Annotated in this window: 22 protein-coding genes; 12 read left to right on the top strand and 10 right to left on the bottom strand. The window is 46.3% G+C overall.

The annotated features are described in order from the left end of the window. On the top strand, positions 1-342 hold the full coding sequence (locus BN1080_RS14565; protein WP_052653183.1) for a hypothetical protein: 342 nt from the start codon (positions 1-3) through the stop codon (positions 340-342). 132 nt (positions 343-474) lie between these two features. Here the strand turns inward: BN1080_RS14565 and BN1080_RS14560 are convergent, their stop codons facing one another. Next, positions 475-1,602, bottom strand: a complete 1,128-nt coding sequence (locus BN1080_RS14560; RefSeq protein ID WP_052653181.1) for an MFS transporter — start codon at positions 1,600-1,602, stop codon at positions 475-477. 101 nt (positions 1,603-1,703) lie between these two features. On the opposite strand from BN1080_RS14560, the gene BN1080_RS14555 reads away from it, so the two are divergent. From BN1080_RS14555 to BN1080_RS14540, 4 genes are all read left to right on the top strand, one after another. Beyond that, complete coding sequence (locus tag BN1080_RS14555; RefSeq protein WP_052653179.1) at positions 1,704-2,597, top strand: diacylglycerol/lipid kinase family protein; 894 nt, start codon at positions 1,704-1,706, stop codon at positions 2,595-2,597. A 294-nt stretch (positions 2,598-2,891) separates the two neighbouring features. Next, on the top strand, positions 2,892-3,677 hold the full coding sequence (locus BN1080_RS14550) for a helix-turn-helix domain-containing protein (protein ID WP_052653177.1): 786 nt from the start codon (positions 2,892-2,894) through the stop codon (positions 3,675-3,677). A gap of 159 nt (positions 3,678-3,836) precedes the next feature. Next, positions 3,837-4,619, top strand: a complete 783-nt coding sequence (yidC, locus tag BN1080_RS14545; protein ID WP_052653175.1) for a membrane protein insertase YidC — start codon at positions 3,837-3,839, stop codon at positions 4,617-4,619. Positions 4,620-4,670: 51 nt separating this feature from the next. After that, positions 4,671-4,916 carry a hypothetical protein gene (locus tag BN1080_RS14540; RefSeq protein ID WP_052653173.1) on the top strand — a complete coding sequence of 82 codons (246 nt, stop codon included), beginning with the start codon at positions 4,671-4,673 and terminating at the stop codon, positions 4,914-4,916. Between the two features lie 223 nt (positions 4,917-5,139). Here BN1080_RS14540 and BN1080_RS14535 read toward each other — a convergent pair whose 3' ends face one another. Beyond that, complete coding sequence (locus BN1080_RS14535) at positions 5,140-6,291, bottom strand: 3-phenylpropionate MFS transporter (RefSeq protein WP_052653171.1); 1,152 nt, start codon at positions 6,289-6,291, stop codon at positions 5,140-5,142. Between the two features lie 123 nt (positions 6,292-6,414). On the opposite strand from BN1080_RS14535, the gene BN1080_RS14530 reads away from it, so the two are divergent. Continuing rightward, complete coding sequence (locus tag BN1080_RS14530; RefSeq protein WP_052653169.1) at positions 6,415-7,365, top strand: M15 family metallopeptidase; 951 nt, start codon at positions 6,415-6,417, stop codon at positions 7,363-7,365. Positions 7,366-7,428: 63 nt separating this feature from the next. Here the strand turns inward: BN1080_RS14530 and cls are convergent, their stop codons facing one another. The 5 genes from cls to BN1080_RS14505 all read right to left on the bottom strand — a co-directional run bounded on the left by cls (position 7,429) and on the right by BN1080_RS14505 (position 13,008). After that, on the bottom strand, positions 7,429-8,883 hold the full coding sequence (gene cls / locus BN1080_RS14525) for a cardiolipin synthase (protein ID WP_052653167.1): 1,455 nt from the start codon (positions 8,881-8,883) through the stop codon (positions 7,429-7,431). Between the two features lie 150 nt (positions 8,884-9,033). Next, positions 9,034-9,864 (bottom strand): squalene/phytoene synthase family protein, encoded by an 831-nt coding sequence (locus BN1080_RS14520; protein ID WP_052654656.1) that lies wholly within the window; start codon positions 9,862-9,864, stop codon positions 9,034-9,036. A 187-nt stretch (positions 9,865-10,051) separates the two neighbouring features. Then, positions 10,052-10,771, bottom strand: coding sequence for an HAD-IIB family hydrolase (locus BN1080_RS14515; RefSeq protein ID WP_052653165.1), 720 nt, complete (start codon positions 10,769-10,771; stop codon positions 10,052-10,054). Continuing rightward, the gene (locus tag BN1080_RS14510; protein WP_052653163.1) at positions 10,716-11,978 is read right to left on the bottom strand and encodes a glycosyltransferase; all 1,263 of its coding nucleotides are present in this window, start codon (positions 11,976-11,978) and stop codon (positions 10,716-10,718) included. The genes BN1080_RS14515 and BN1080_RS14510 overlap by 56 nt, the downstream gene beginning before the upstream one ends. Positions 11,979-12,156: 178 nt before the next feature. Beyond that, positions 12,157-13,008: an MBL fold metallo-hydrolase gene (locus BN1080_RS14505; RefSeq protein WP_052653161.1), complete on the bottom strand. Its 852-nt coding sequence runs from the start codon at positions 13,006-13,008 to the stop codon at positions 12,157-12,159. 150 nt (positions 13,009-13,158) lie between these two features. On the opposite strand from BN1080_RS14505, the gene BN1080_RS14500 reads away from it, so the two are divergent. Continuing rightward, a complete protein-coding gene (locus tag BN1080_RS14500) occupies positions 13,159-14,277 on the top strand; it encodes an NAD(P)/FAD-dependent oxidoreductase (protein ID WP_052653159.1) in 1,119 nt (372 codons plus the stop codon). A gap of 8 nt (positions 14,278-14,285) precedes the next feature. Next, positions 14,286-15,836 (top strand): aminotransferase class V-fold PLP-dependent enzyme, encoded by a 1,551-nt coding sequence (locus BN1080_RS14495; protein ID WP_407674791.1) that lies wholly within the window; start codon positions 14,286-14,288, stop codon positions 15,834-15,836. Between the two features lie 22 nt (positions 15,837-15,858). On the opposite strand, the gene BN1080_RS14490 is transcribed toward BN1080_RS14495, so the two are convergent. After that, the gene (locus BN1080_RS14490) at positions 15,859-17,085 is read right to left on the bottom strand and encodes a helix-turn-helix domain-containing protein (protein WP_052653155.1); all 1,227 of its coding nucleotides are present in this window, start codon (positions 17,083-17,085) and stop codon (positions 15,859-15,861) included. A gap of 118 nt (positions 17,086-17,203) precedes the next feature. On the opposite strand from BN1080_RS14490, the gene BN1080_RS14485 reads away from it, so the two are divergent. Both BN1080_RS14485 and BN1080_RS14480 read left to right on the top strand, forming a co-directional pair. Next, positions 17,204-18,493: an MFS transporter gene (locus tag BN1080_RS14485; RefSeq protein ID WP_052653153.1), complete on the top strand. Its 1,290-nt coding sequence runs from the start codon at positions 17,204-17,206 to the stop codon at positions 18,491-18,493. A gap of 123 nt (positions 18,494-18,616) precedes the next feature. Then, positions 18,617-19,474, top strand: coding sequence for an SDR family oxidoreductase (locus BN1080_RS14480; RefSeq protein ID WP_052653151.1), 858 nt, complete (start codon positions 18,617-18,619; stop codon positions 19,472-19,474). A 130-nt stretch (positions 19,475-19,604) separates the two neighbouring features. Here the strand turns inward: BN1080_RS14480 and BN1080_RS14475 are convergent, their stop codons facing one another. Then, a complete protein-coding gene (locus BN1080_RS14475; protein WP_052653149.1) occupies positions 19,605-20,765 on the bottom strand; it encodes an MFS transporter in 1,161 nt (386 codons plus the stop codon). A gap of 314 nt (positions 20,766-21,079) precedes the next feature. On the opposite strand from BN1080_RS14475, the gene BN1080_RS17480 reads away from it, so the two are divergent. Next, a complete protein-coding gene (locus BN1080_RS17480; RefSeq protein ID WP_251477275.1) occupies positions 21,080-21,211 on the top strand; it encodes an Lmo0850 family protein in 132 nt (43 codons plus the stop codon). 54 nt (positions 21,212-21,265) lie between these two features. On the opposite strand, the gene BN1080_RS14470 is transcribed toward BN1080_RS17480, so the two are convergent. Next, the gene (locus tag BN1080_RS14470; protein ID WP_052653147.1) at positions 21,266-22,453 is read right to left on the bottom strand and encodes an FtsW/RodA/SpoVE family cell cycle protein; all 1,188 of its coding nucleotides are present in this window, start codon (positions 22,451-22,453) and stop codon (positions 21,266-21,268) included. A 161-nt stretch (positions 22,454-22,614) separates the two neighbouring features. Here BN1080_RS14470 and BN1080_RS14465 point away from each other — a divergent pair, with 161 nt between their 5' ends. Beyond that, a complete protein-coding gene (locus BN1080_RS14465) occupies positions 22,615-23,385 on the top strand; it encodes a hypothetical protein (RefSeq protein ID WP_052653145.1) in 771 nt (256 codons plus the stop codon). Positions 23,386-23,420: the final 35 nt, after the last annotated feature.

Below are 23,420 nucleotides of genomic sequence, written 5' to 3'. Positions count from 1 at the left end.
ATGGCCAAAAGAAGAGGAATCTTACTGGCAGGTTTAGCTGCTGGAGCGTATGCATACTTCAAGAAACCAGAAAATCGTGAAAAAGCCACTGTAGCTTTTAATAATGCGAAAACGAAGGTGAATTCATTTATGGAATCTCAAAACTTGGATAAACTAAACAAAACATCAACTGACACAGAAGAACCGGCGAATGAGGGCGGAGAATCAGGCGTCCAATATTACAATGAAGATAAGAAAGCAGATGAAAATTCAAAGCTGTCGCCAAATGACACGAGCGAAGAGAAATCAGAAAACACAAAGACGGTCTCACCCGAGCCGCGCATAGGCACTGATAACATTTAAATGATCTGCCTTGCTTCTAATACTACGCAGGGGAAGTCTAGTGCCCGTGTTTCTGCATCGCTGCGCTAGCTTCGAGACATAACAAGAGTTGTCCCGAATTACTTTTGGGACAACTCTTTCCTTTGCTGTATTTTATCTTCCAGCCGCTAATCCATTAAATGCTGCTATGAGGAGCAGCAAACTTCCGCTTAATATAAACCCTTCATTGGCCGACAGTTCCAAAGCTCCGGTGACACTGGAGCCGGCAACCACACCGAATGAAAAGAAGGCATAGAAATAGCCATATGCCCGTCCGCGCGATTGCAAAGTCGTAGAATCGATCAACAGCGAATTGATGGAAGGGAAAAGAAGGGCGAAACCGATGCCGTAGCTAGCCATGACGATATACATAAAGAGCGCCAGTGAAACTGCGCTTAAAAGAAATAGGGAAAGCGCCATACATGAAAAGCCGGCGATCAATGTATAGACTGGTTGTATGCGGTCAAATAAGCGATTGACGGGCAGCAGGAACACCAAAATGGCAGCAATGCCGAAAGTGCTTAACAGCAAGCCGCTCATTTCTGCAGGCAATTGAAGCGCCTCAACTTTAAGGGGGAGCATATAAGCAAGCACCCCTTGTGAAAACATTAAGAAAAAAGCGCCAGCAAATGCCTGGAATAATCCAAGGGTGCGGACGGACTCCATAAATGGCGCTTTAGGGGCTTGGACAGATTCTTTCTTGGGAGCTTCCTTTTTCAGAAGGAAATAGGAAATGGCCCCCAGCAATAGCAGAATCGTGCCGGTAATCCCCATCATTTCCGGGACGCTTGTGCGGCTCGCGTAGATAGCGCCGAAAGCGGGACCGACAATAGCGGCTAATCCGACAAAGGCTCCCGAAATCGCTGCGCCTTTTCCTCGCCGGTTCTGTTTGGTCCGATTGGCCAGAAAAGTGAAAGCGGCCGGGACTGCAAAGCCGGCAGCCAGGCCGTGGAAAAAGCGGATGGCCAGCAAACTGTACGGACCGTCTGCTAAGTGGTAAGAAAATAAGACCACTCCAGTGGAAACCAGGCCAAAAATCAGCACCGCAAAAGGGCCGCGGCGGTCAGCGAATATTCCGGAAATCACATTGCCTGCCACATTGGACAGAGAATACATGCCCACCGCCAGCCCGGCTAAAAAAGGTGTGGCTCCTAAATCGACGGCAAACGGGCTCATGATTGGCAGCTGAGCAAACAAGTCGAAAAAAGCGAAGAAAATGATCAAATAAATGTAAATGCGCATGGCCGTCCTCACTTTCAATATTAGAAAAACAGAAGGATTAACTTCACCCTAAGAGAGGGTAAAGATGAATATGGTTATATCATACCACCGGAGGTAACTAAATGAAAAAAGCGATGTTTATCTTGAATCCATCTTCAGGAAAAGAGAAAGCGGCTCAATACCGTACCCAAGTGGAAGCAACGTTAGTGGACATGGGCTACAGCGTGGATACGAGAACGACGGAAAAGCAGCACGACGCTACGGATTTTGCCAAGGAAGCATGTGAATTGAAATACGATTTTGTCGTGGCGATGGGCGGCGACGGCACCATCAACGAAGCTGTTTCCGGTTTAGCGGAACAAGAGCACCAACCTTTATTTTCCTTAATCCCTCTCGGAACGGTGAATGATTTCGCCCGGGCGCTGGGGATTTCCTTAGATCCTCCTGAAGCCATTGAAGCATTGAAAACAGGGCATGAAAAAAGAGTGGATATTGCAAAAGTAGGCGACCATTATTTCATGAACATCTTAGCGCTCGGCCAAATTGCGGAATCCACTTATGAAGTATCGCCGGAACAAAAAACCCGGTTGGGCGCTTTGGCTTACTTTATAGAAGGTGTAAAAGCAATTACTTCGGATGCGGAGCAATATTTCAACATCAAGCATGACCAAGGCGAATGGGAAGGCGAAGCGAAATTGGTGCTTGTGGCTTTGACCAATTCAGTAGGCGGGTTTGAAAAATTGGCGCCCGAAGCCTTGACGGATGATGGGCTGCTGCATGTCTACATTGTAAAAAATGCAGCTTTGCCGGCGTTTATTCGAATCGCGGGGGCTATGCTAAGAGGCAAGCTTGAAAAAGATCCTGCAGTAGAAGTGATCCATACAACGCAAGTCTCAATTGATACAAGCGAGCCGGTTTCATGCAATATTGACGGCGATGAAGGTTCTCAAACACCGTTTACAATCGAAGTTCTTCCGCGTCATATTCGCGCATTAATTCCGCCGGATAACGAATAGAAACAAGGGAGCAAAAGCCAGCCTTTCTTAGGAAAGGTTGGCTTTTAATGGTGATTTTTAAAATATTGGAAATTTATTAGTTTCCAGAGAAACCCTTTTGACAGATATTCGTCATTTGTAGTATAGTTTTAGGGAAAATATTTCCTTTAATAAGGTATTAAAGGTAAAATGGTAATAAACCATATTACATAAAAAATTTAATAAGTTCTACTTTGAGCTATGTTCATCTCGAACGTTTCAGTATATAGTTGAAGTAACTGCTTAAAATCTAGAACTTAGAAAGACGGGGAAAAAATGAATATACTAGCTGCGCCATCGATTCAAGAAACCATTTCCAAGATTTTTATGAATGAAAGTGAAAATCTGAATCAGTATGAGGGAATTGAAAAGTTTTTTGAAATCGAAACACAATTAATTTATGAAATCCACCATCTTGAAAAAGACCGGGCGAAACAAACTTTGCGCCTTTTGATCGATTTGATCGGAATTAAAGCAGGCAAAGATACCATTCGCCAAGTCCGTAATTATTACATAGTCCTTTCATCTGTAATGGCCCGTAAACTATATGAAATGCGCGTGCCGCCTAAGAAAGCATTTGCTTTCAATACGGCGTGCATTGAATTGGTTGAAAAGCACATGAACGATTCCGAATTTCTTTACGTCGCTGATGAGTTGATCGAGTTCTTTGTGTCGGTTATTTCTGAACGCAAACAACCATCGTTCGGCCATCAAACCGTAAACAAAGTCGTGATGTTCATAAACGATGAAGTGGAACGCGATTTGTCGGTAGAAGACATTGCAAAACATTTCCACATTTCTACAAGCCATCTGTCCCGTATTTTCAGAGAGCACGCCGGCATCACCCTGGTGGAATATTTGAATGTGCGCCGTGTGGAAGAATCTCAATATTATTTGCGCCATTCAGACAAAGGAATTTCAGAGATTTCAAAGCAATTCCATTTCTGCAACCAAAGCTATTTCACTCGGATTTTCAAAAAGTACACGACTGTCACGCCAAAGCAATTCCGCGACAGCCAGCACATCCCATACTTCCGCTACAATTTGCCGAATTCAAATTAAGGAGAATTTTTCTCCTTTTTTTCTTGGAGAAAATGGGGGGCCGCATTCGCTATTCCGTCACACAATGCGATAAAATTTGCTAATTCAGAGTCACGGATTGAATTTTATCAACCATATAGGTATACTTCTTTATAGTTAAAAAAGGTGAAGGTGACTAATTTGAAAAAGAAAATGATATTGCTGTCCTTTCTGGCAATGGCGGTTCTCGTATTAAGCGGATGTTCAGCTGTAGAGAATCAAGAAGGGTTTTTCTATACGGTTTTTGTAAAACCATTTGCTAGTTCGCTGATTTACTTGGGCGACTTGTTTGGTGGAAACTACGGTTTGGCGATTGTGGCAATCACAATCGTGATTCGCTTAGTGCTAATGCCATTTATGCTGCGGACATACAAACGCCAGCAAGGCATGAAAGTCAAAATGGATAAATTGCGTCCGGAAATGGAAGATATCCAAAAACGGTTGAAACAGACAAAAGACAAAGAAGAGCAAATGAAAATCCAGCAGGAGATGATGGGCCTTTACAAAAAGCATGACGTGAACCCATTGAATATGGGCTGCTTGCCAGTCGTCATTCAAATGCCGATCATCATGGGCCTCTATTTTGCGATTCGCTACGCACCGGATTACGTGAAAGACCATGAGTTCCTTTGGTTTACCCTTGGTTCTCCGGATATTTTGATGACCTTGATCGCTGGAGCGGTTTACTTCTTCCAGGCAAGAGTTTCATTATGGACGATGCCGGAACAGCAGCAGCAGCAAATGAAAATCATGGTGTATATTTCACCAATCATGATCATGTTCGTGTCCTATTCGTCAATGGCTGCATTGCCAGTATACTGGGCAGTCGGCGGGATCTTGCTGATCATCCAAACATACATTGGACGCAAATTCTACTCGAACCACCCGGAAGTGGCACTTGAGTCTGTAGAAGATAAAAAATAACAACAAAAAGCCGGCATCTTTTGCCGGCTTTCTTTTTTAGGAGTGAAACAGATGAATTCAAAATGGATACAAGGGATTGCGATGGCGGCATTAAGTGTGGCAGCGCTCGTTTTCCTCATCATGGGCAACTTGGAAATCACCGTATTATTCATGACCTTGCTTTTTGTGCTGACCAATTCGTTCCGCTACCGCCAGATGAAAGCGCAAGGCATGGATCGTGAAGCGAAATGGATGCGCGGAATGGCCATTATTTTTGCCGTGCTTTTTGTCATCGTTTTAATTACCGTAATCGTTTAAGGAAAATGTGAAAAACGGCAGCAGCCTAATTGGCCGCTGCTGTTTTTTTATAGTGGTATTTTTCTTTTTGGCGTTCTTCAAGTAAGGTATCTAAGCGTTCCATCAAGCTCGCGATATCCTTTTGTGAAATTCGTTTCAATATACCCAGCTCCCTGTAACAGTTGATACTCATTTATTCGCAGGTAAATTCGGGATTATGGGGGTAGTTGGTAGGAAATTTAATTTAATATGAAAATCTTTTTCGAGTGAGCAGCACCAATAGGATGGCCGGACCGGAAAATAGCACCATGCCAAGGAACGAAAGGCCGGGAGAAATTTCGTAAAGAAAACCGCCGATGATGGTCAAGGCCGCAACGCTTAGACTCATGGCAATGGCCGCGTACATTCCTTGTGCGGCGGGAATGTGGAGCGGGTCGAGCTTTTGGAAAATGTAGCGGATGAATGCAAAATGCGCGACTCCGAAAGACAAGGCGTGAAAAACCTGGCTGAAGATGAAGACCCAGACTGACGGAAACAGAAAGATTAGTATCCAGCGCAGCGTGGAACCGATGCCGGCAATTAAAAACATGGACGAAACGGACCAATTGGCAAACCAGGCATCCGCTTTTGCGAAAATCAGAATTTCAAAAAGGATGGCTACATTTAAAATGAGGCCGATATAGAAGCTATTGACGCCTACATCCTGCAAATAAATAAATCCGTAATTATAGTAAGCTGCATGGGCTCCTTGCAGCAAAGTGGTGATCAGCAGCATGAGCATAAATGGTTTTGAACGCAGCAATTCTTTCATTGCGTTTCCTGAAGCTGTTTTTCTAGGTTCAGGTTTTGCCTGCAAGGGAATAGGGGAAGTAGCCGATTGGGTAAGAGCCATGAAGAGCAGCCCGGCGAGCATGACCCAGTAAATCGCGCTTTCCTGCCAAACGGCTGTAGCTCCGCCGACAATCAATAAGGCGATGGTATAGCCGACTGAACCATAGGACCGGCTTTTGCCGTAATGGATATGGTCGGTTTTCATCAATACGGTTGCGCCGCTTTCCATCGCCGGCAGCAAATTCGGATAGACGAAGCTGAAAGCGAACGTCAGAATGAATAGCCAGAGGTAAGAGTTGGCGGGCATATGTAAGAGCATGAGGACAAAAGATCCGATTGCCAGTCCTTGCATGAGCTTCCCTAACGAAAAGATGCGCGTCATCAGCGGGAAGAAAATCAGGGTGGAAAGGGAACGGGCGAACATGCCGGCACCCATGATGAGGCTTGCACCTGAAACACTGATGCCTTTATCATTGGTCAGCCATCCGGTCCAATAAGGCAGGAAGACACCCCACGTAAAAAAGAAAGCGAAAAAATTAAGCGACAGCCATTTTTGATTGTTCATATTCTTCCCTCATATCTTGTAAAAACTTCTAGTTAAAGTATACCGAATGTTCATTTGTTTAGGGAGAAATTATACGAGAGTAATGGTAGAATAAAAAAGAACTTTAGAGAAAGAAGGAGAACCATGCAATCGCGGTATTCGATGAATCAGAAAAATAAAAAGCCTTTTCTAAAATGGATCCTTATTAGCCTTGGAATTGTAGTGGTTTTAGCCGGAGGGGTTTCCGCTTACTGGATGTCTCTCCATAATTGGGATATAGAAGAAAGTTTAGAAGCGTTGTCGCCATCCGAAGCGGCGGTCGAAACAGTTGAACCGAAGGAAGATGTCTCATCACAAGAAGGGGAAGCGCCAATGCCCGAAGAGCCTCAATCTCCTATAGAATCAGAGAAGCCGGCTGAGCCGGAATCAGCGGAAAAACCGGAAACTCCACCAGCTGAAGATCCTCCAGCAAGTGAAGAAGGCAAAGCGCCGGAGCAGGAGGAGACGCCTCCTGCGAAAGAGCAGCCGGTAAAAGACGCAACGATATACCAGGATAATTTAAAATTGCCGGCCCAACCGACAATCATCAACAATGTCGTAATTGCCAACAAACAGCACCCGTTGCCGCAATCATACGCACCGGGTGAAAGCAAAGAAGCCAGAGCCGCTTTTGAAGCGATGCGGGCGGAAGCGTTAAAAGCGAAAATCGACTTGACGGCATTCAGTACGTATCGTGATTTTGCACGCCAAAAAGTTTTATACGATGGCTATGTGGCGAAAGACGGCCAGCAAGCGGCTGACCGCTATAGTGCACGGCCTGGATATTCTGAACATCAGACAGGGCTTGCCTTTGACATCGGCGAAACCGGGCAGGAACAGCATTGGGCTTCCGCTACGTTCGGCGACACGAAAGGCGGCAAATGGCTGATGGACAACGCGCATCGCTACGGATTCATTCTCCGCTATCCGGAAGGTGCGGAAAAGATTACCGGCTACATGCATGAATCTTGGCATTATCGCTACGTCGGCAAAGAGATGGCTGCGGATGTCTATGCTAAAGGCGTTACATTGGAAGAATATTTAGGCATATATTGAAAAAGCGTTTCCCTCTTTAATTGGAGGGAAACGCTTTTTTGCTGCTTTTTTTAAAGAGCAGTCTTATAAGATTGGCGATAAAAGCCGGGCAATCGACTCTTTTGTTTTGATCAATTTGGTTCTGGACAGATAGATATCCATGGTCAGTTCCGTAGACAGTTCTATGTCCTGGTGGAATAATTCCGCAAGATCCGAGGAAACTTTTTCATCATAGATGAAGGCGTTGATTTCGAAATTCAATTTAAAGCTCCGGACGTCGATATTAGCCGTTCCAACGGTGGATGCTTTGCCATCGATTACAATCATTTTCGTATGGATAAATCCATTGTCATAAATATAGACCCGCGCGCCCGCCTTCAATAGCTGGCCGGCATAAGAGTAAGTAGCCCAGTAAACGAAAGGATGGTCAGGCTTATTGGGGATCATGACGCGCACATCGATGCCGGATAAGGCAGCAATTCGAATCGCGTCATAGAAACTGGCATCCGGGATGAAATAAGGCGTTTGAATATAAATCGATTCGGTTGCCATATTAATGAGCTTCAGGTAACCGTCTTTAATCTGTTCCCATTCCTCATCGGGGCCGCTTGAGACAATCTGCATCGTGGTCACGCCTTTTTCCGGAATGGCAGGAAAGAAGACTTCATTATATTCGATGTCGTGGCGGGCAGAAGCCTGGTTCCAATCCAAGATGAAGCGGGTTTGAAGCGGGTGGACAGCACTGCCTTCTACACGAAGGTGAGTGTCCCGCCAATAGCCGAATTTCCGGCTCAGGCCGATGTACTCATCCCCGACGTTAAACCCGCCGATATAGCCGACGCGGCCATCAATGACCACAATTTTGCGGTGATTTCGATAATTCAAGCGCGGATTGATAATCGGCAAGACGGAAGGGAAGAAAGTTTCCACTTCTCCACCTGCTTGGATGAATTCTTTGAAATGCCTTTTGCTGAGGCGGCGTGATCCCATGTCGTCATAGAGCAGCCGGACTTTGACGCCTTCTTTCGCCTTCGCAGTCAACGTCTTTAAAAGGCGGGTGCCGAGGCCATCTAAACGGAAGATATAGTACTGCATATGTATATGGTCTTTTGCCTGTTCCATATCGGCAATCAATGCATCGAATTTCTGGCGGCCATCATTAAAGATCTGGACAGCGTTGTCCTGGGTCAATACGGCCCCGTTATTCCGCAAGTGAAGATAAACCAATTCTTTGTATTCGTGCACATTATCATCGCGAAAATGGAAATCGTCCTCATCTAATGCATGCAATTGATGCTTGATCAAACTGTCGATTCCGACTTTTGTCCGGCCTTCCCATTTAAAGAGCGTTTTTTTTCGGAGTTGGCGGCCTAAAAGAAGGTAGACAAAGAATCCGAATATCGGAATGAAGAAAAGAACCAATAGCCACGCCCAAGTGGAAGAAGCATCGCGCCGTTCCAGAAAAACCAGCGCTGCAGCCAGGAAAATATTGAGTATGAGAGTAGCTGCGGTCAAAACACTAATAATGGAAATTGTCATTTTTCTCCCCCGTTTACAGTTGCTTCGCTCCTTTTAGTATAGCCTATTTGGCCGAAAGGAAGAAGGAAAGTGAAGCAGGACAAAAGCATCCCTTTCTGCAGTTGCAAACTAAAAAGGCGCATTTGATGAATTCTCAAATGCGCCTTTTGTTCAATTTAGTTGTTCTTCCTGCTTTAACTGTTCTACGATGCCTTCCACTTCTGACCGGGACATTTTCTCTTTTCCGGATTTCAAAGCTTTAAGCGTGCTATGCGCCAAAGCGAGCGGTACTTTACAGAACATCAAAATCCGCTTGTTTTTAATTGCTTTGACGTATTCATTGGCTTGGGCCAAATTGTTATTGGCGTAATTGAACATGTCTTCACGAGTCCAGCCGTCTGGAACAAACGTAACTCCGCGCTCTAAATCTTCATCATAATTGCGCAGCATATTCACCGCTTGGAGGCCGCGGCCAAAAGCGATGGCCAGCTCTGGATCCGTTTCGGTATTGTCGTACCACTTCCATAAATCGGAAAGCATCGTTCCAACAAGGCCGGCCACGTAATACGTATAGTCATCCAGGTCTTCCTTCGTTTCAATGATCCACTTTTTCTCCACCCATTTGGCCATTCCGCCTGCCATGATGGAAGTGGATTCTTTTACTTTTTCAACAATTTCCGGCGGGCAGACACTGATCCAATCCGCCAAACGTTTTGTCACCGGCGGCAAAAAGCTGTCGTATGGTTTGATCAATGCTTCATAAGCGATCCGGTCGAATGGGGCTTTCAACAATTCGCTGGTTGCGGACAAAAGATGGATCTTTACGTCATCGGCCAATTCCGGATGGTCTTCAATTTCATCAATTGCCCGCATGCATAGATAGGCAGAGGCAACGGTCTTTTTCAAATGAGATTCTAAAAAATTGATTGGGATGAAAAAAGTCCGGCTTGTTTCCTTTAACATGACCATGGACTCTTTTTGCAAATTCGCGACTTTACTCATCTCAATTTCCTCCTGTTCATAGGCAAATCTGGTTTTTTCGTTTTGAAACACGAAAATATCTTTAGAAATCACGAAACTGCCTTTCCTTTAAATATAAACGAATTAGCTAAAAAAACAAATGATTGCTTAGATAAGCATAAATTATGTATAAAAATAGCCTTCCAAGGCCGTAGAAGCGGCTCGAAGGCTATTCTGAGTGGAAGTGTTTCCAACCTTCCTGAATTCCGCCGGCATACCCTTTAGTGGCGCGGAAAATAAGGGGATGTTCTTCGCTTTCCAAAAGTTCCGGAAGGGCATTGCCGACAATGACAGAAGGAAAGCCCAAGGTCAGCATCTCCAGGTCATTTCCGGAATCTCCAGCTACTAAAAGTTTGGCATCGCGGATATTGTACTTATCTAAAATGTATTGCAAGGCTTGTCCCTTGCCGCTTGGCAACGGCACGATATCAACGTCGCGTCCGCCGCTGAAAATCAATTTATAGGGAATTCCCGAACTTTCCAGCTTCCTCTGAAATTCTTCAACAGGCTCTTTTTCTTCGACGTAATAAGAGCAGCGATTTTCCAGCAAAAGAGGCTGTTTTGTCAGTCCGGAAACGGTGGAAGCAATCTCGTCGATTTCATCAGGCTTCCAATTTTCAAGCATCCGGGCTTCCCAAACTTCGTCTTTTTCAAAATTCTCGCCGATATGAATCGTCGTACCGACATCTGTAACCAAAATATCAGGCACCGGCAAATTCTCGCTTTCAATCAAAGACAAGGCGGAATCATAATAACGGCCAGTAATATAGATGAGCGAGACGTCGTAAACTTGTTCTTCATAGAATTTCAGCAATTGCTGAAGGCCTTCGGAGTCACCAACCAGTGTTCCGTCCAGGTCTGTTGCCAATATATGCTTTGCTTCGTGCATTGCTAATCACCTCATACATAGAATCGATGCGGGCGGAAATTGAATCCCAGTCAAAATCTTTTTTGGCAATTCTCACGGCTTGCCGGCTCAAGCGTTCAACCAGCAGCGAATTGACGGATAAGACTTCCATGGCAATTCCCAAGTCGATTTCATTTTTTGTTTCCACAAGCAATCCGGTAATGCCATCCTGCACGACATTTTTCAATCCGCCGACGTCTGACGCAATGACCGGGCTGCCGCAGGCTTGTGCTTCTGCAGCGACCATGCCGAACGATTCGTAATAGCTTGGAACAATCGTAGCTGTTGCAATGTTAAACAACATGGCGAGCTGTTCCTGTGATTGCGGACCAAGAAATTCCACATGGCCTTCAATGCCTTTTACAGCTTCGCGCAGCTTAGGGTCGAGCGGCAAACGTGTTGCAGGGTCAATCGCATCTTGTTCTCCGCCGGCAATCAAAAGGCGAGGCTTGAATTTGGCTTCGCTCTTGTTGACCAATAGCTGAAACGCATTCAGCAGGGTGAAGATTCCCTTAGTTTCTTCCAATCTTCCGGCGAAAACGAAGAGAGGAGCTTCAAAGCCGGATTTTCTTCTGAGATGTGAACGGATTCCATGCACAGTAAATGCCTGGTCCACCCCAATGGGGATCACGCTGATAGGAGAAGGCGATTCAAGGTTTTCTTGAATCAATTGTTTCTCATTATTGGTAGTGGCAATGACTTGATCTGCCGTAATTAAAATGGATTTTTCCGCTTTGATGCGGCGTGCATCTTTAATGCCCGTCGCTTTCGCTTTTGCCCATCCAAGAGAATGGGAAGTGTGGATAAGCGGAAGGCCGAACTCTTCTTTTAATTTCTTCCCGATTAAACCGGACAGCCAGTAGTGGGTGTGCACCAAATCATAGGAAGAAAGGTCAAGGGCACTTTTCATATCTTTATAGAAATCCGGAAGCATGGTGTACATTTCATCTTTAGAAACGAATCCTTTATGGCCGGCTTCAACACGGATGACGCGGCAGGCAGTTCCGAATTTCTCAATTCTTGGCGCTGAAGCGTCGCACCAATGCGTAACTACATCTATTTGCCAACCTCTTTTTTCAAGAGCAAGGGCTAATTGTTTAACATAATTATTTTGTCCGCCGGCTTGTTTGCCTCCGAGTGTTGCCAAAGGATCGCCGTGGTCTGAAACAAAAAGCGCTCTTTTAATCATTGTGCTCATCTCCATTCGATGTCATATCAGTTTCAAAAAATAAACGGAACTGGACTCTTTCAATACCCGTTTTCTGAAATGTTAAAACATATTTTTCATTTTATTTGGCTGAACAGTTTTATTTTCACTAGCCAGAGAAAACCTCTTAGAAGAGGAATCTTCCAAGAGGCTGGTAGTTTTAAGGATGCAGCGTATCGGCAAACTTCCCGTATTTTGGAACGGCGACATCGGGGAAGTTTTTGGCTAACTCCACCAGCCCTTTGGCCAAAGCGGAGCCTCTCATCGGCTTGCCATGGCCTGTAGCGGCAACAGAAGGGCGGAGGTCAGCAAGCTTTGCGACGGATTCCCAAGCAGCCCGCCAGTCCGGCGTCAAGTATACCGGCGGTCCGTAAACGCCTTTCTTCTGGGTCAGAACCCGGTAAAGGGAATCTTGCTTCACAGTGACAAAGGCATCTCCTGCAATTAGGATGCGCCCGTGTTCTCGGAAGAGGGAAACGTGGCCTTCTGTATGGCCGGGGGTATGAATCCAGCGCCATCCAGGCATGTCAGGTACTGAGCCGTCTTCCGGCAATTCATGGAGCCGGGTTGAAATATCAATAGCTTTCACAGGGAAGGCTTTTGACATCTTGGCGATCCATCCGCCTTCTGCCTCAAAGTCCGGTTCCGGGTAATCTGTAATTCCTTTCAAATAGGAAAATTCCAAGGGATGGGCATAAACGGGTACATCGTGGGTTTCCAAAATGTCAATCAACCCGCCGACGTGGTCGAAATGGCCATGCGTTAAAATGATGGACTTTAATTTATGGCCGGGACCGAAATGGTTTTCCGCTTCTTTTAAGATGCGCTCTCCAGAAGCGGGCATTCCTGCGTCAACGAGCACCCATTCATTGCTGATAGCAGGATTTCCGATGAAATACACATTCGCTACTTGAATGGTGTAGCAATAAATATCGGGTGCCACTTCAAAACCGGATCCGCTTCTGAATGAAGTCACCGGCAACACTTTTTCCGTGGAAGAACTTTTTTCCATAACAACGCCTCCTTGATTTCCGCTTAACGATTCTTTCTTATCTCTACCCCTATCCCCGAATTTTAAATCCATCTCCAGGCAGAGGCATTTGAGTATGGCTGCCAACTCCAGTAAAATGAAGATAAGAAATTTTAGAGGCTGGGTGTTCAAATGAAGTCAGTAATTATTATCGGCTCCGGAATTTTAGGGGCGTCAACCGCATATGAAGCTGCAAAACGAGGGGCAGAAGTAACATTAATCGATCGAGAAGATCCGGGACAAGCAACTGGTGCGGCAGCAGGAATTGTTTGCCCTTGGATTTCGCAGCGAAGAAATAAAGCATGGTACGGACTTGCGAAAAATGGAGCGGCTTACTACCCTGAACTGATCCAGGCGTTGGAAGCGCTTGGCCAGCAGGAAACAGGCTATAAGCAAGTGGGCATCGTCAGCATCCATGAGGACAGCAAATTGGACAAAATGGAGGAAAAGGCACGGGAACGCCGGGAAGAAGCGCCGGAAATGGGAGAAGTGGAGCGGCTTTCGCCGGAAGAGACGCAACAGCGCTTTCCTTTCGCAACCGGGTCGTATGGTTCCCTTTATGTCAGCGGCGCAGCAAGAGTCGAAGGGCATTCTGTCCGTAATGCATTGATCGGGGCAGCAGTAAAACTGGGAGCGGAAAAAGTCCATGGCCATGCAGAATTGGTTGTAGAAGGAACGAAAGTGGTCGGGGTAAAGGCGGACGGACGTGAATTTTATGCGGACAGCATCGTTTCAACGGGCGGTGCTTGGGCGGCCGAACTTTTCGAACCGCTCGGTCTTCACATGAAAGTGGTGCCGCAAAAAGCGCAAATTCTTCAGCTGCATGCTGAAGGGGCACCGACAGAAGATTGGCCGGTGGCAATGGTGCCTTATGGATTGTACATTGTGCCGTTTTCTGATGGGCGGATCGTTGCCGGTGCGACGCACGAAAACGATGCCGGGTTTGACACGAAGCTAACGGCTGGAGGCATCCATCACATACTCGATAAAACGCTGGATGCCGCTCCCGGATTGGCGGCAGCTGAATGGACAGGAGCCGCGACCGGTTTTCGCCCATCAATCCAAAGTGCCTTGCCGGTCATTGGGTCAGTGCCGGGCCATGCCAATCTGTTTGCAGCGAATGGCTTAGGGTCATCGGGCCTGACAGCAGGGCCTTTCTTAGGCCAACAATTAGCAAAGCTGGCAATAGGGGAACCTTTGGATATTGATTTGAGTCTCTATGGAATAGAAGAGATTTTCGAACGCGAATAGGGGAGGGAATGGCTGTGTACTGGTGCAAAATTGCCCGAAGCGAGGAAGAGTTCCATGCGATTGCCCAATTGAATTATGAAACCTTCGTTGAAGAAATTCCGCAGCATGAAAGAGATGGTTCAGGGATAAGGATAGACCCTTTCCATGCACAAAATACGTATTTAATTGTGTTGGCGGATTCAACGCTTGTGGGAATGATTGCCCTGCGCTCGGAACGCCCTTTTTCATTGGATCGGAAAATCGGTAAAGTAGAGCAGTATTTGCCAGATTCTCGTAACATTTGCGAAATCCGATTGATGGCTGTCCGGAAAGAGCACCGGAATGGCCGCGTGTTTTTCCTGATGGCCCGTGCCCTCTCGGATTATTGCTACGCCGAAGGATTTGATGCGGCCGTTATTTCGGGAACGACGCGGCAATTGAAATTATACGGCCAATTGGGCTTTCAGCCGATTGCCCCTCCTGTAGGAACGGGAGAGGCCGTATTTGTGCCGATGGCGACAACGCGCCGCCGGTACGCAGCCTCTGTCGCTTCGCGGCTCCAGACGGGACGGAAACTATTTTTGCCGGGACCTGTAAAACTAACGGCGCCGCTTGCGGCTCCGTTTGCCGAAGCGCCTGTTTCCCATCGTTCTGCCGCTTTTCAGGCCGTATTTGAAGAAGTGAAAGAAAAGTTGAAAGAGATGGCCGGCTCCCATCCGTATTTTCTATTCGGCAGCGGGACGCTTGCGAATGAAGCCATGCTTGCGCAAATAAGCCGCCTCGGAAGCCGCGGACTCATTCTGGTGAACGGGGAGTTTGGCAAGCGGCTAAAAGAGCAGGCGGACAGATGGCAACTGAATTTTGACGCCCTGGAACAGGAATGGGGAGCAGAATTTTCAACGAATACGATTGAAGAACAGCTGCAGCGGCAAAATTATGGCTGGCTGTTAATGGCACATGGGGAAACGTCGACTGGAGTGCTCAATGATTTCGAAAGCTTAGCCGCGATTTGCGAACGCCTTCAAGTCAAACTGTGCGTCGACGCCGTCAGCAGTTTTGGTGCAGTGCCGGTATCTTTTAAAAAAGCATGGCTTGCGACAGCGGTTAGCGGAAAAGCGGTCGGAACGAGCAGTGGACTGGCCATCGTTTTTGCCGGGCACAATATTCTGCCGGATCTAAAGCTGCCGGCTTACCTCGATTTGGGCCATTATGGCGATAAAGTGCCGTATACTTTTTCATATGCTTTGCTGAAAAGTTTTTCGCTTGCGCTAGATGCGTACCCGGAGCGGTATGGGCAATTAGCCGAGCGTTTAGAGAAGGTAAAGCGGGATACAGCCGATTGGCCGCTGCTCGGAAAAGGGTTTCCGACTGCTATTACATTTAAAGCGGAGCATCCTTATGAACATTTTGCTCTAGATGCGCATTTATCGGGTTTGGAACTGCATGGGTCGAGTTCTTACCTTCAGGAAAAGAACTTGTTTCAAGTATCCTGCATCCAACCGGATTTTGATGCGGATTGGCAGCAGCTGATGAAATTCCACGAACGTTATATAAAGCAGGGAAACAAAATAAAAGCCTGACCGATTCTTTTTCGGCAGGCTTTTATTTGTGTAAGTTTCCAATTTGGCGGTAGACGTCCAAGATGAATTTTTTGTAGGGAAGTTCCGGCATCGGAAGGATATTTTCTTTAGCGATGCGGGCATGCTCGACTGCGAGTTCATGCTGGCCTTGCTGTTCATAGATCAAAGCCATATACGCATCTTTTTCGTAATTCATCGCCAAGTCATACGGATGGTGTAGGAATTCCCAGATCTTATGGCGCTTCAGCCAACCGAGCGCTTCTTCACTGCGTCCTTGGCCATACAACGCCTTTCCTTTTTCCAGAAAGAATTGAGAAATTTCATCTTCTTTGTATTTTTCCAGGTTTCGGTCGACAACTGCCTCCGCTTTTTCGTATTCGTGGGTAAAAGAATTTAAATAATGGGCTTCGAGCAGATCCAAGGTAATGGTGATTTTTTCGTCGTCTGAGAACTCGGCAAACAGCCGAAGTTTATGGACGTAATAATCTTTCATCTGCTGGTCATTTTTCAAAATGGCATGAAAGCTCATGACGCGGTAAAGGTCATTCATCTTATAGAAAATTTGATGTTCTTTCGAATACTCCACAGCCTCATTTATAATGCGTACAGCATCTTCATCGTCCCCAATAGCGAAATATAGAATTGCTTCCACAAAATCAAAATCCAGTTTTTTTAACGAATCCAACACCACATCCCGCGCTTCAAACGATTTCCGCGATTCCTGGATCATGGCTAACGATTCATGGTAGCGATGTTCGTTGAATTTAAGGGTAGAGCGGAACATGTGGATATCCGCACTGTTGTTCATCAGATGAAGCCCTTCGTACATTTCTTCCGCTTTGGAAAGAGGGACTTGCCAGCCTTCTTTCTTAGCGTAGTATAGGCTCCTGCTGTAAAGTTCCAGAAGCCGGGCAGATTCGTAGCGGTATGGCAGGGAAGCCACATAAGGCTCAATTTTTTCAGCTATATGAATAAATCCTTCGGTGAAATTTTCAGCCTCAATTCGATACATTTTCTCGACTTCCTGCAAAAGCTCACGCAATTCACTGGTCGGGATTTCTGCCAATAGCTCATTTTTATCTATATCTAATCGCTCGGCTATATAAGATAAGCTTTCCATGGAAGGATTGGCTTTGCTGTTTTCGATCAAACTCAGCATTCCTTTAGTCAGGCCGCTGCCGGCAAGTGCCTCTAAGGTCAACCCTTTTTCCTTGCGCAGTTTCCGGATGCGTTCACCTAAAGTTTCCAATTGATTCACCTCTTTTTAATATTAGTTTAATTATATTAAACTTTTTCTTGCAATGCTAGTTTTGGCGTGTTATATTTTGTTTAATTAAATTAAACTTTTTTTCAAAGGGGATGAAAAAATGTCAGAAGCAGCAAAAATCAAACGGGCGAGCTACCATCTTTACACTTTTACCATCAGTAAGTTAATTTCCACATTCGGCAGCAGTGTCTATGCTTTTGGGATCAGTTTGTATGTCTTGGCGCTCACTGGGTCGGCCGCGAATTTTGCGGTCAATTTGATCTGCAGTATTTTGCCGCGTTCTTTGCTCGGGCCGCTCGCAGGATATGCCGCAGACAATTATTCCAAGAAGAAATTGATCATCTTGTCTCAGCTTGGCGGAATAGCAGCGGTAAGCGGATTATTGATTTATAGCTTGGCATTTGGCCTTTCGCTGCCAGCCATTTATACCGCAACAGCGTTGGTATCGGTATTTTCAATGTTCAATGGCGTGACGTTCTCCGCTTCGATTGCGAACTTGATCGATCCGGACCGCATCCAAAAAGCGATGGGGTTCAACCAATCGGCTGTTTCCATTGCAGCCATCGGGGGGCCGGTCATTGGCGGCATGCTCTTTGGCTTTGTATCGATGAATGTCTTTCTCCTCATTGAAATCGGAGCTTATGCTATTGCGCTGGTGCTCGAAGCTACGATGAATTTCAGGCTATTTACAAAAGCGGCTCCAAAAACAGAAAGCGGCGAAAAGCAATCCATCATCCAGGGAATGAAGGAAGGTGTCGCATATATGCGCACCAACCGCGTCATTATGGTCATCGTCTCGACAGCCATCGGGTTGAATTTCTTCTTCTCTGCCATGATGATCGGATTGCCGTTCATTGCAGTTCAGCAATTGAAAGTGGAAGCGACCCATTTCGGCATCATTGAATCGATGGTGGCGGTCGGCATGCTTCTAGCATCCATTTACTTCTCGATCCGAAAAGAAGTCAAGTTTCCGCTGTTGTTTTCAAAAAGAGCCATTTTAGTAATGGCGGTGCTTTTGGCTGCCTTGGCCTTCCCGTTAGTCCTTCACATGTCCTATAAAGTGAGCGTCGCTTATTTCATTATGTTAATGCTGTCGTTCGGCTTATCGAATGTCTGTGTGAATACGCCAATCGGAGTCATGATGCAAAAAGATGTGGATGAAGAATACCGCGGCCGCGTATTCGGCATATTGGAATCGATGGCGATGGCGATGATGCCGCTCGGTTATTTACTGTTCGGCTTATTGTATGATTTGGTGCCGGCCCAATACGTGGTATGGGGAAGCAGCATTTGTTTGGTCATCTTAACGGCCTATATGATGAGAGCGAGCATACTGAAAGAAGCTTATCCGGAGCTTGGCGGCAATGTGCCGGCGAAACCGGTCCTTTAAAAGTAAAGCCGCACTTCCGGTTTGATTCCGGGAGTGCGGCTTTTTGGCTGGTTTTCATGTTTAGAGAAGAAAGGAACGGGAAAAGTCTAGAACATGAAATCAATCTGAAAGGGTGACGTTAGAATGGAAAAAGACAAACCAGAAAATTTACCCGCACAAGAGCAGGAACGGCAACCGGGATTTGAATCGGAAATGACGCCGGAACCGGACTTTACCGGAAACCTTGCTGGGAAAGCGCAGCGCCTTCCTGGAAAAACGGCATTGATAACAGGAGGCGACAGCGGAATCGGCCGGGCCATTGCCGTGGCTTTTGCAAAAGAAGGGGCGGACGTCGCCATTGCCTACCTGGATGAACATGAAGATGCGGAAGAAACCAAAAAGCACGTGGAGCAGGAAGGGAAGCGCTGCTTATTGATTTCGGGCGACATCGGAGATGAAGCTTTTTGTAAGGAAGCGGTGCAAAAAGTAATTTCCGAATTCGGAAAGTTGGATGTGTTGGTTAATAATGCCGGCGAGCAGCATCTTCAAAACTCGCTGAAAGATATCACGGCGGAACAATTGGAGCGGACTTTCCGGACCAACGTTTTCGGGATGTTCCATTTGACGAAAGCGGCACTCGACCATTTAAAGCCGGGAAGTTCAATCATCAATACGACGTCCATTACCGCTTATCAAGGAATGCCGACATTGATCGACTACTCATCGACAAAAGGTGCGATTCTTTCATTTACGCGCGCCCTTTCAGGATCGCTCGCAGAAGAAGGAATCCGGGTGAACGCAGTAGCGCCAGGACCGATTTGGACGCCGCTGATTCCAGCCTCATTCCCGGCGGATCAAGTAGAAGAGTTCGGCAAAAACACGCCGCTCGGCCGTGCAGGGCAGCCGGATGAATTGGCGCCTGGCTATGTTTACTTGGCATCCGACGATTCTTCTTATGTCACAGGGCAAGTTATCCACATCAACGGCGGCACCCCTCTTTAAAATATAGGACAAAAAAGCAAGCGCCTCATGAAGAGGTGCTTGCTTTTTCAGCGTGTCGAAAAACTGGTTGAATTGCAGCAGCTGCTCCTGCGCAAGCTCGTCGCAAAGCCATTGGCCTCGCGAGCTTCAGTTACTGGTTTTTTAAAGTTTTAGCCGAGCCGCGGTAAAGCACGATCAGCAAAATGCTGAGCAGCGCCAAAGATGCGGATAAGTAATACACGGAACCGGATTGGATCGTCAAGAGCCAGGTGAAAAAGAGCGGGCCAATGATGCGCCCCATATTGTCCATGGAGTAAGTCATGCCGGCTGCCGTTCCGTATTTTCCGCCGGATTCTTTGGAGGTGAGCGAAACAAGGACGGTTCTGGCTAATGCGTTGCCGGCTGTGAACACGTTTAGGGCGACGCCTGCAAAGAGGAGGCTGTCGGTGAATGGCAGCATCAATAAGCCGATCGCCGTCACAATTTGCGCCCCGATGATCCATTTGGTTTCAGTGCCATCTTTGACTCGGCGCACGACGCCGCCTTGAATCGCTGCATCCACAAATCCGCTCGCCATGAACAGATAGCCGAGCTGGAGCGGAGTGATTTCAATCTGGTCAATCTGGAACAATTGAAACGTCGATTCCAGTCCTGCCAATAAAAAGGTGACCGCAAATGAAAAGAGGAACAGATAGCGGATCCGGTAGTGCCAAAGAAGACTGCCGCCTTTCGGCAAAAGTTTCCGCTTTACAGCTTCGCCTTGGCGAACCGGCTCTTTTAATACAAGGCTTGCATAGACCATCAACAGCAGCACCAAAACAGCGGAAGCGGTGAAAGGAAGCGACAAGGAAACAGCTCCGAGCACACCGCCGATTGCAGGCCCGAAGATAAAGCCGAGCCCGATCGACATGCCGAGCAGCCCCATGTATTTATTGCGTTCTTCGTCTGTTGTAATATCTGCCACATAGCCGGTGACGGCCGTATATAGGGCACCGGAGAACAATCCGCCGATGACCCGCGAGGCATAAAGCAGCACGAGGTGATCAAGAAACAGTGAGAAAAGGAAAAAGCTCAGGCCAAAGCCGGCCAAGCCGGCTAAGATCAGTTTTTTTCGGCCAGTCTGGTCAGACAACCGTCCCCATAACGGTGCGGTGAAAAAAGAAGAGAGGGCATAAATGGTGATCAGGCCGCCGACATGGATATCGGAATAGCCTTGCTGCACAACGACTTCAGGCAGCACGGGAATAATGATGCCGAATCCCAAATAGACGAAAAATTGCACAGACATCAGTAAGAGAATGGTTTTCTTCATAGATAAAATTCCTGCTTTCTAAAATAAAGGCTTTGGTGCCATTTTACCTTTGTTTTCACCGGGCGACAAACGTATTTGCAAAGAGTTGAAAGTGGAACAACCAAGTTCTTCAGGGGATGAATGAATGCTGCAAATGAAAGAAACGGGTTTCTTCACAAATTATTTACTTTGTCATCAAAATGATAAGTTTAAAAACTTGAAATGATGGTATTATAACAGAGACACAGAAAAGTCAAACATTATGTGATTTAAACGAAACTAGGCAACTAGGCTAACGTCTTAATAAATAACTAAAACATAAAGAGGTGATCTGGATGGCGAAAAAAGTAGAAGTTCGCAAAATCGTTTCAAATTTATCGAAACTGGGAATCCAAGCAAAAATCACAAAACCGCGCGTAGAACTCTTTAGAGCATTAGCATTGCCGCAAACCCAATCACAAACATAAAAACTCCGGCGCAGGGCGTCGGAGTTTTTATGTGGAGAATAGGTTGCCGTTTCGTTATTCGGCTTCTTTCTCGTTGCCGAACATATAAGTTTTGTGGTGGAACTTCATACTGAAGACAATGCCGAGAGCGAGCATATTCCCGATCAGCGAGCTCCCTCCGTAGCTGATGAACGGAAGCGGAATTCCTGTAATCGGCAAAATCTGGATGGTCATGCCGATGTTTTGGAATACGTGGAACGTGATCATGGCGATGATGCCGGCGCATACATAAGTGCTGAATGTATCTTTCAGCTCCAGCGTAATTTTGGTCAAATGATAAATCAGCATAAAGAACAAAATAATGACGGCACTGGCGCCGATAAAACCAAAGTCTTCCGAAATGACCGTGAAGATGAAATCGGTGTGGTTTTCGGGCACATATACTTCACGCCCCTGGAATCCTTTGCCGAAAACTTCGCCGGAACCGATGGCGTTCATGGCAGCAATCAAATTATAGCCGTCCGTATCTGCATACTCATACGGATCGAGCCACGTGTAAATCCGGGCAAGTGCATAAGGCTTGATGCCCAGAGCATTGGAAAGGAAGTCCTGCATGTAGACGGCCATCCATAAAAGAGTTCCTCCAATGACCGCTACTCCGCCAAAACTTGGCAAGATGATTTTCCACGAGATGCCTGCGACGACGATTAAAGCGAGCGTAATCGCGATAAATACAAGCGCAGTTCCAAGATCGGGCTGGGTCATGATAAAGGCCAGCGGAATAAACAGCATGACGCCGATTTTTCCAAGAAGGACAAAATCCGTCTTCAAGGTTTTCAAGGGATTTTTTTCGTGATGTGCGGAAATCATTTTGGCCATGGCGAGTATATAGAAGGTTTTCATGAATTCAGCGGGCTGAAGATTGACGACGGGTGTATGGAACCAGGCTTGCGCCCCGTTGACCGGTTCCGCAATTTGCCCTGGGCCGCTTGGAGAAATCATCAAGACAAACAACAGGAAAATCCCGAAGCCGTAAAGGTAGTAAGCCATTTTTTTATATTGATCTGAATCAAAATACATAAGCACAGAAATCATGCCGATTGAAACTACGTAAAAAACTGCTTGCCGCGGGACAAAGTTGGTCGGATATATTCCGGCGGTTTGCGCGGAAGATATCGCCATTAAACTGACGACGAAAAATAGGAATAATATGAAAGCTAACGGCCAATCAATGCGATCGGCGAAGCTTTTATTCGTTTGCATGAGCGTTCACCTGTACTTTTTTATTATTATAAGCCGGATTACATTATAACGTATTCCCTTCGAATATGCCTATACCAAAAGTAATGACGCAAATAGAGCTAGGATGTTTCATATTTCGGTGGAATGGTCGTATAATAGTTGAGGAGAATGGAGTGGGGAATATGGTGAAAAAACCGTTAAACGCGGATTATTATATACAGCACTTATATATTTATTTAAATGACGCGGATCAATTCGCTCTTTTCAGCGGACTCACCTTTGCTCATTTTATCGATGCGATGAAAATGCCGAAAAACCTTTTATTATTAAAGCATACTTATGACGATGCTTCGTTTAATATGCATACTTATATGGAGTTTGTCGCAGAGGAAGAATATGCGCAGCTTCGGAAAGCTTGGCTGAATAAGAAAAGCGAGTTTTGCTGGATCGACTTTAAAAGTGAGAGGCAATTAAATTCATTGACGCCCCAAGAACAGGCGGAGCTTCTCTACATTGGCCACAAAAAAGAAACGGTGCGCCCGCCTTTTTATTCGACGCTGCAAAACGAATTTGTTTACTTGTCCAGTGAAGAAGAGCAGACGACGAAGATTTACTTCCGCCATTTGGAGAGGCTGAACGAATTGGTCGGGAATTATTTTACCCAAGTGATTCGCAGAGAAACGTCAGGGCAGAACTTCTGGCGCCGCAAAACGCGTGATTTGGTGCCGGAATTGCCGAGGGAAATTCTGGAGTCGCTGAAACGTGACTACCGGGAAGGCGCTTTGATTTCTTTGGCCGATCCTGAAAAAACGAAAAATACAATCGAATTGCACATTCGGTCCGTAGAGGAAATTTCGTTTCTGGATGAATTTTGGTCGGACATCAAACACTACACGAAGCAGGACGTCACCCGGAAGATTGTATTTGACCGCAAAACGAAGCAATGGAAATAACGCTCGGAAACGAGGGTTATTTTTTTTGAAGAAGC

It is taken from the genome of Planococcus massiliensis, assembly GCF_000821325.1.
GTDB lineage: Bacteria > Bacillota > Bacilli > Bacillales_A > Planococcaceae > Planococcus > Planococcus ruber.
The sequence above is the reverse complement of the archived record's forward strand: the minus strand, read 5'-3'. Positions and strand labels throughout refer to the sequence as shown.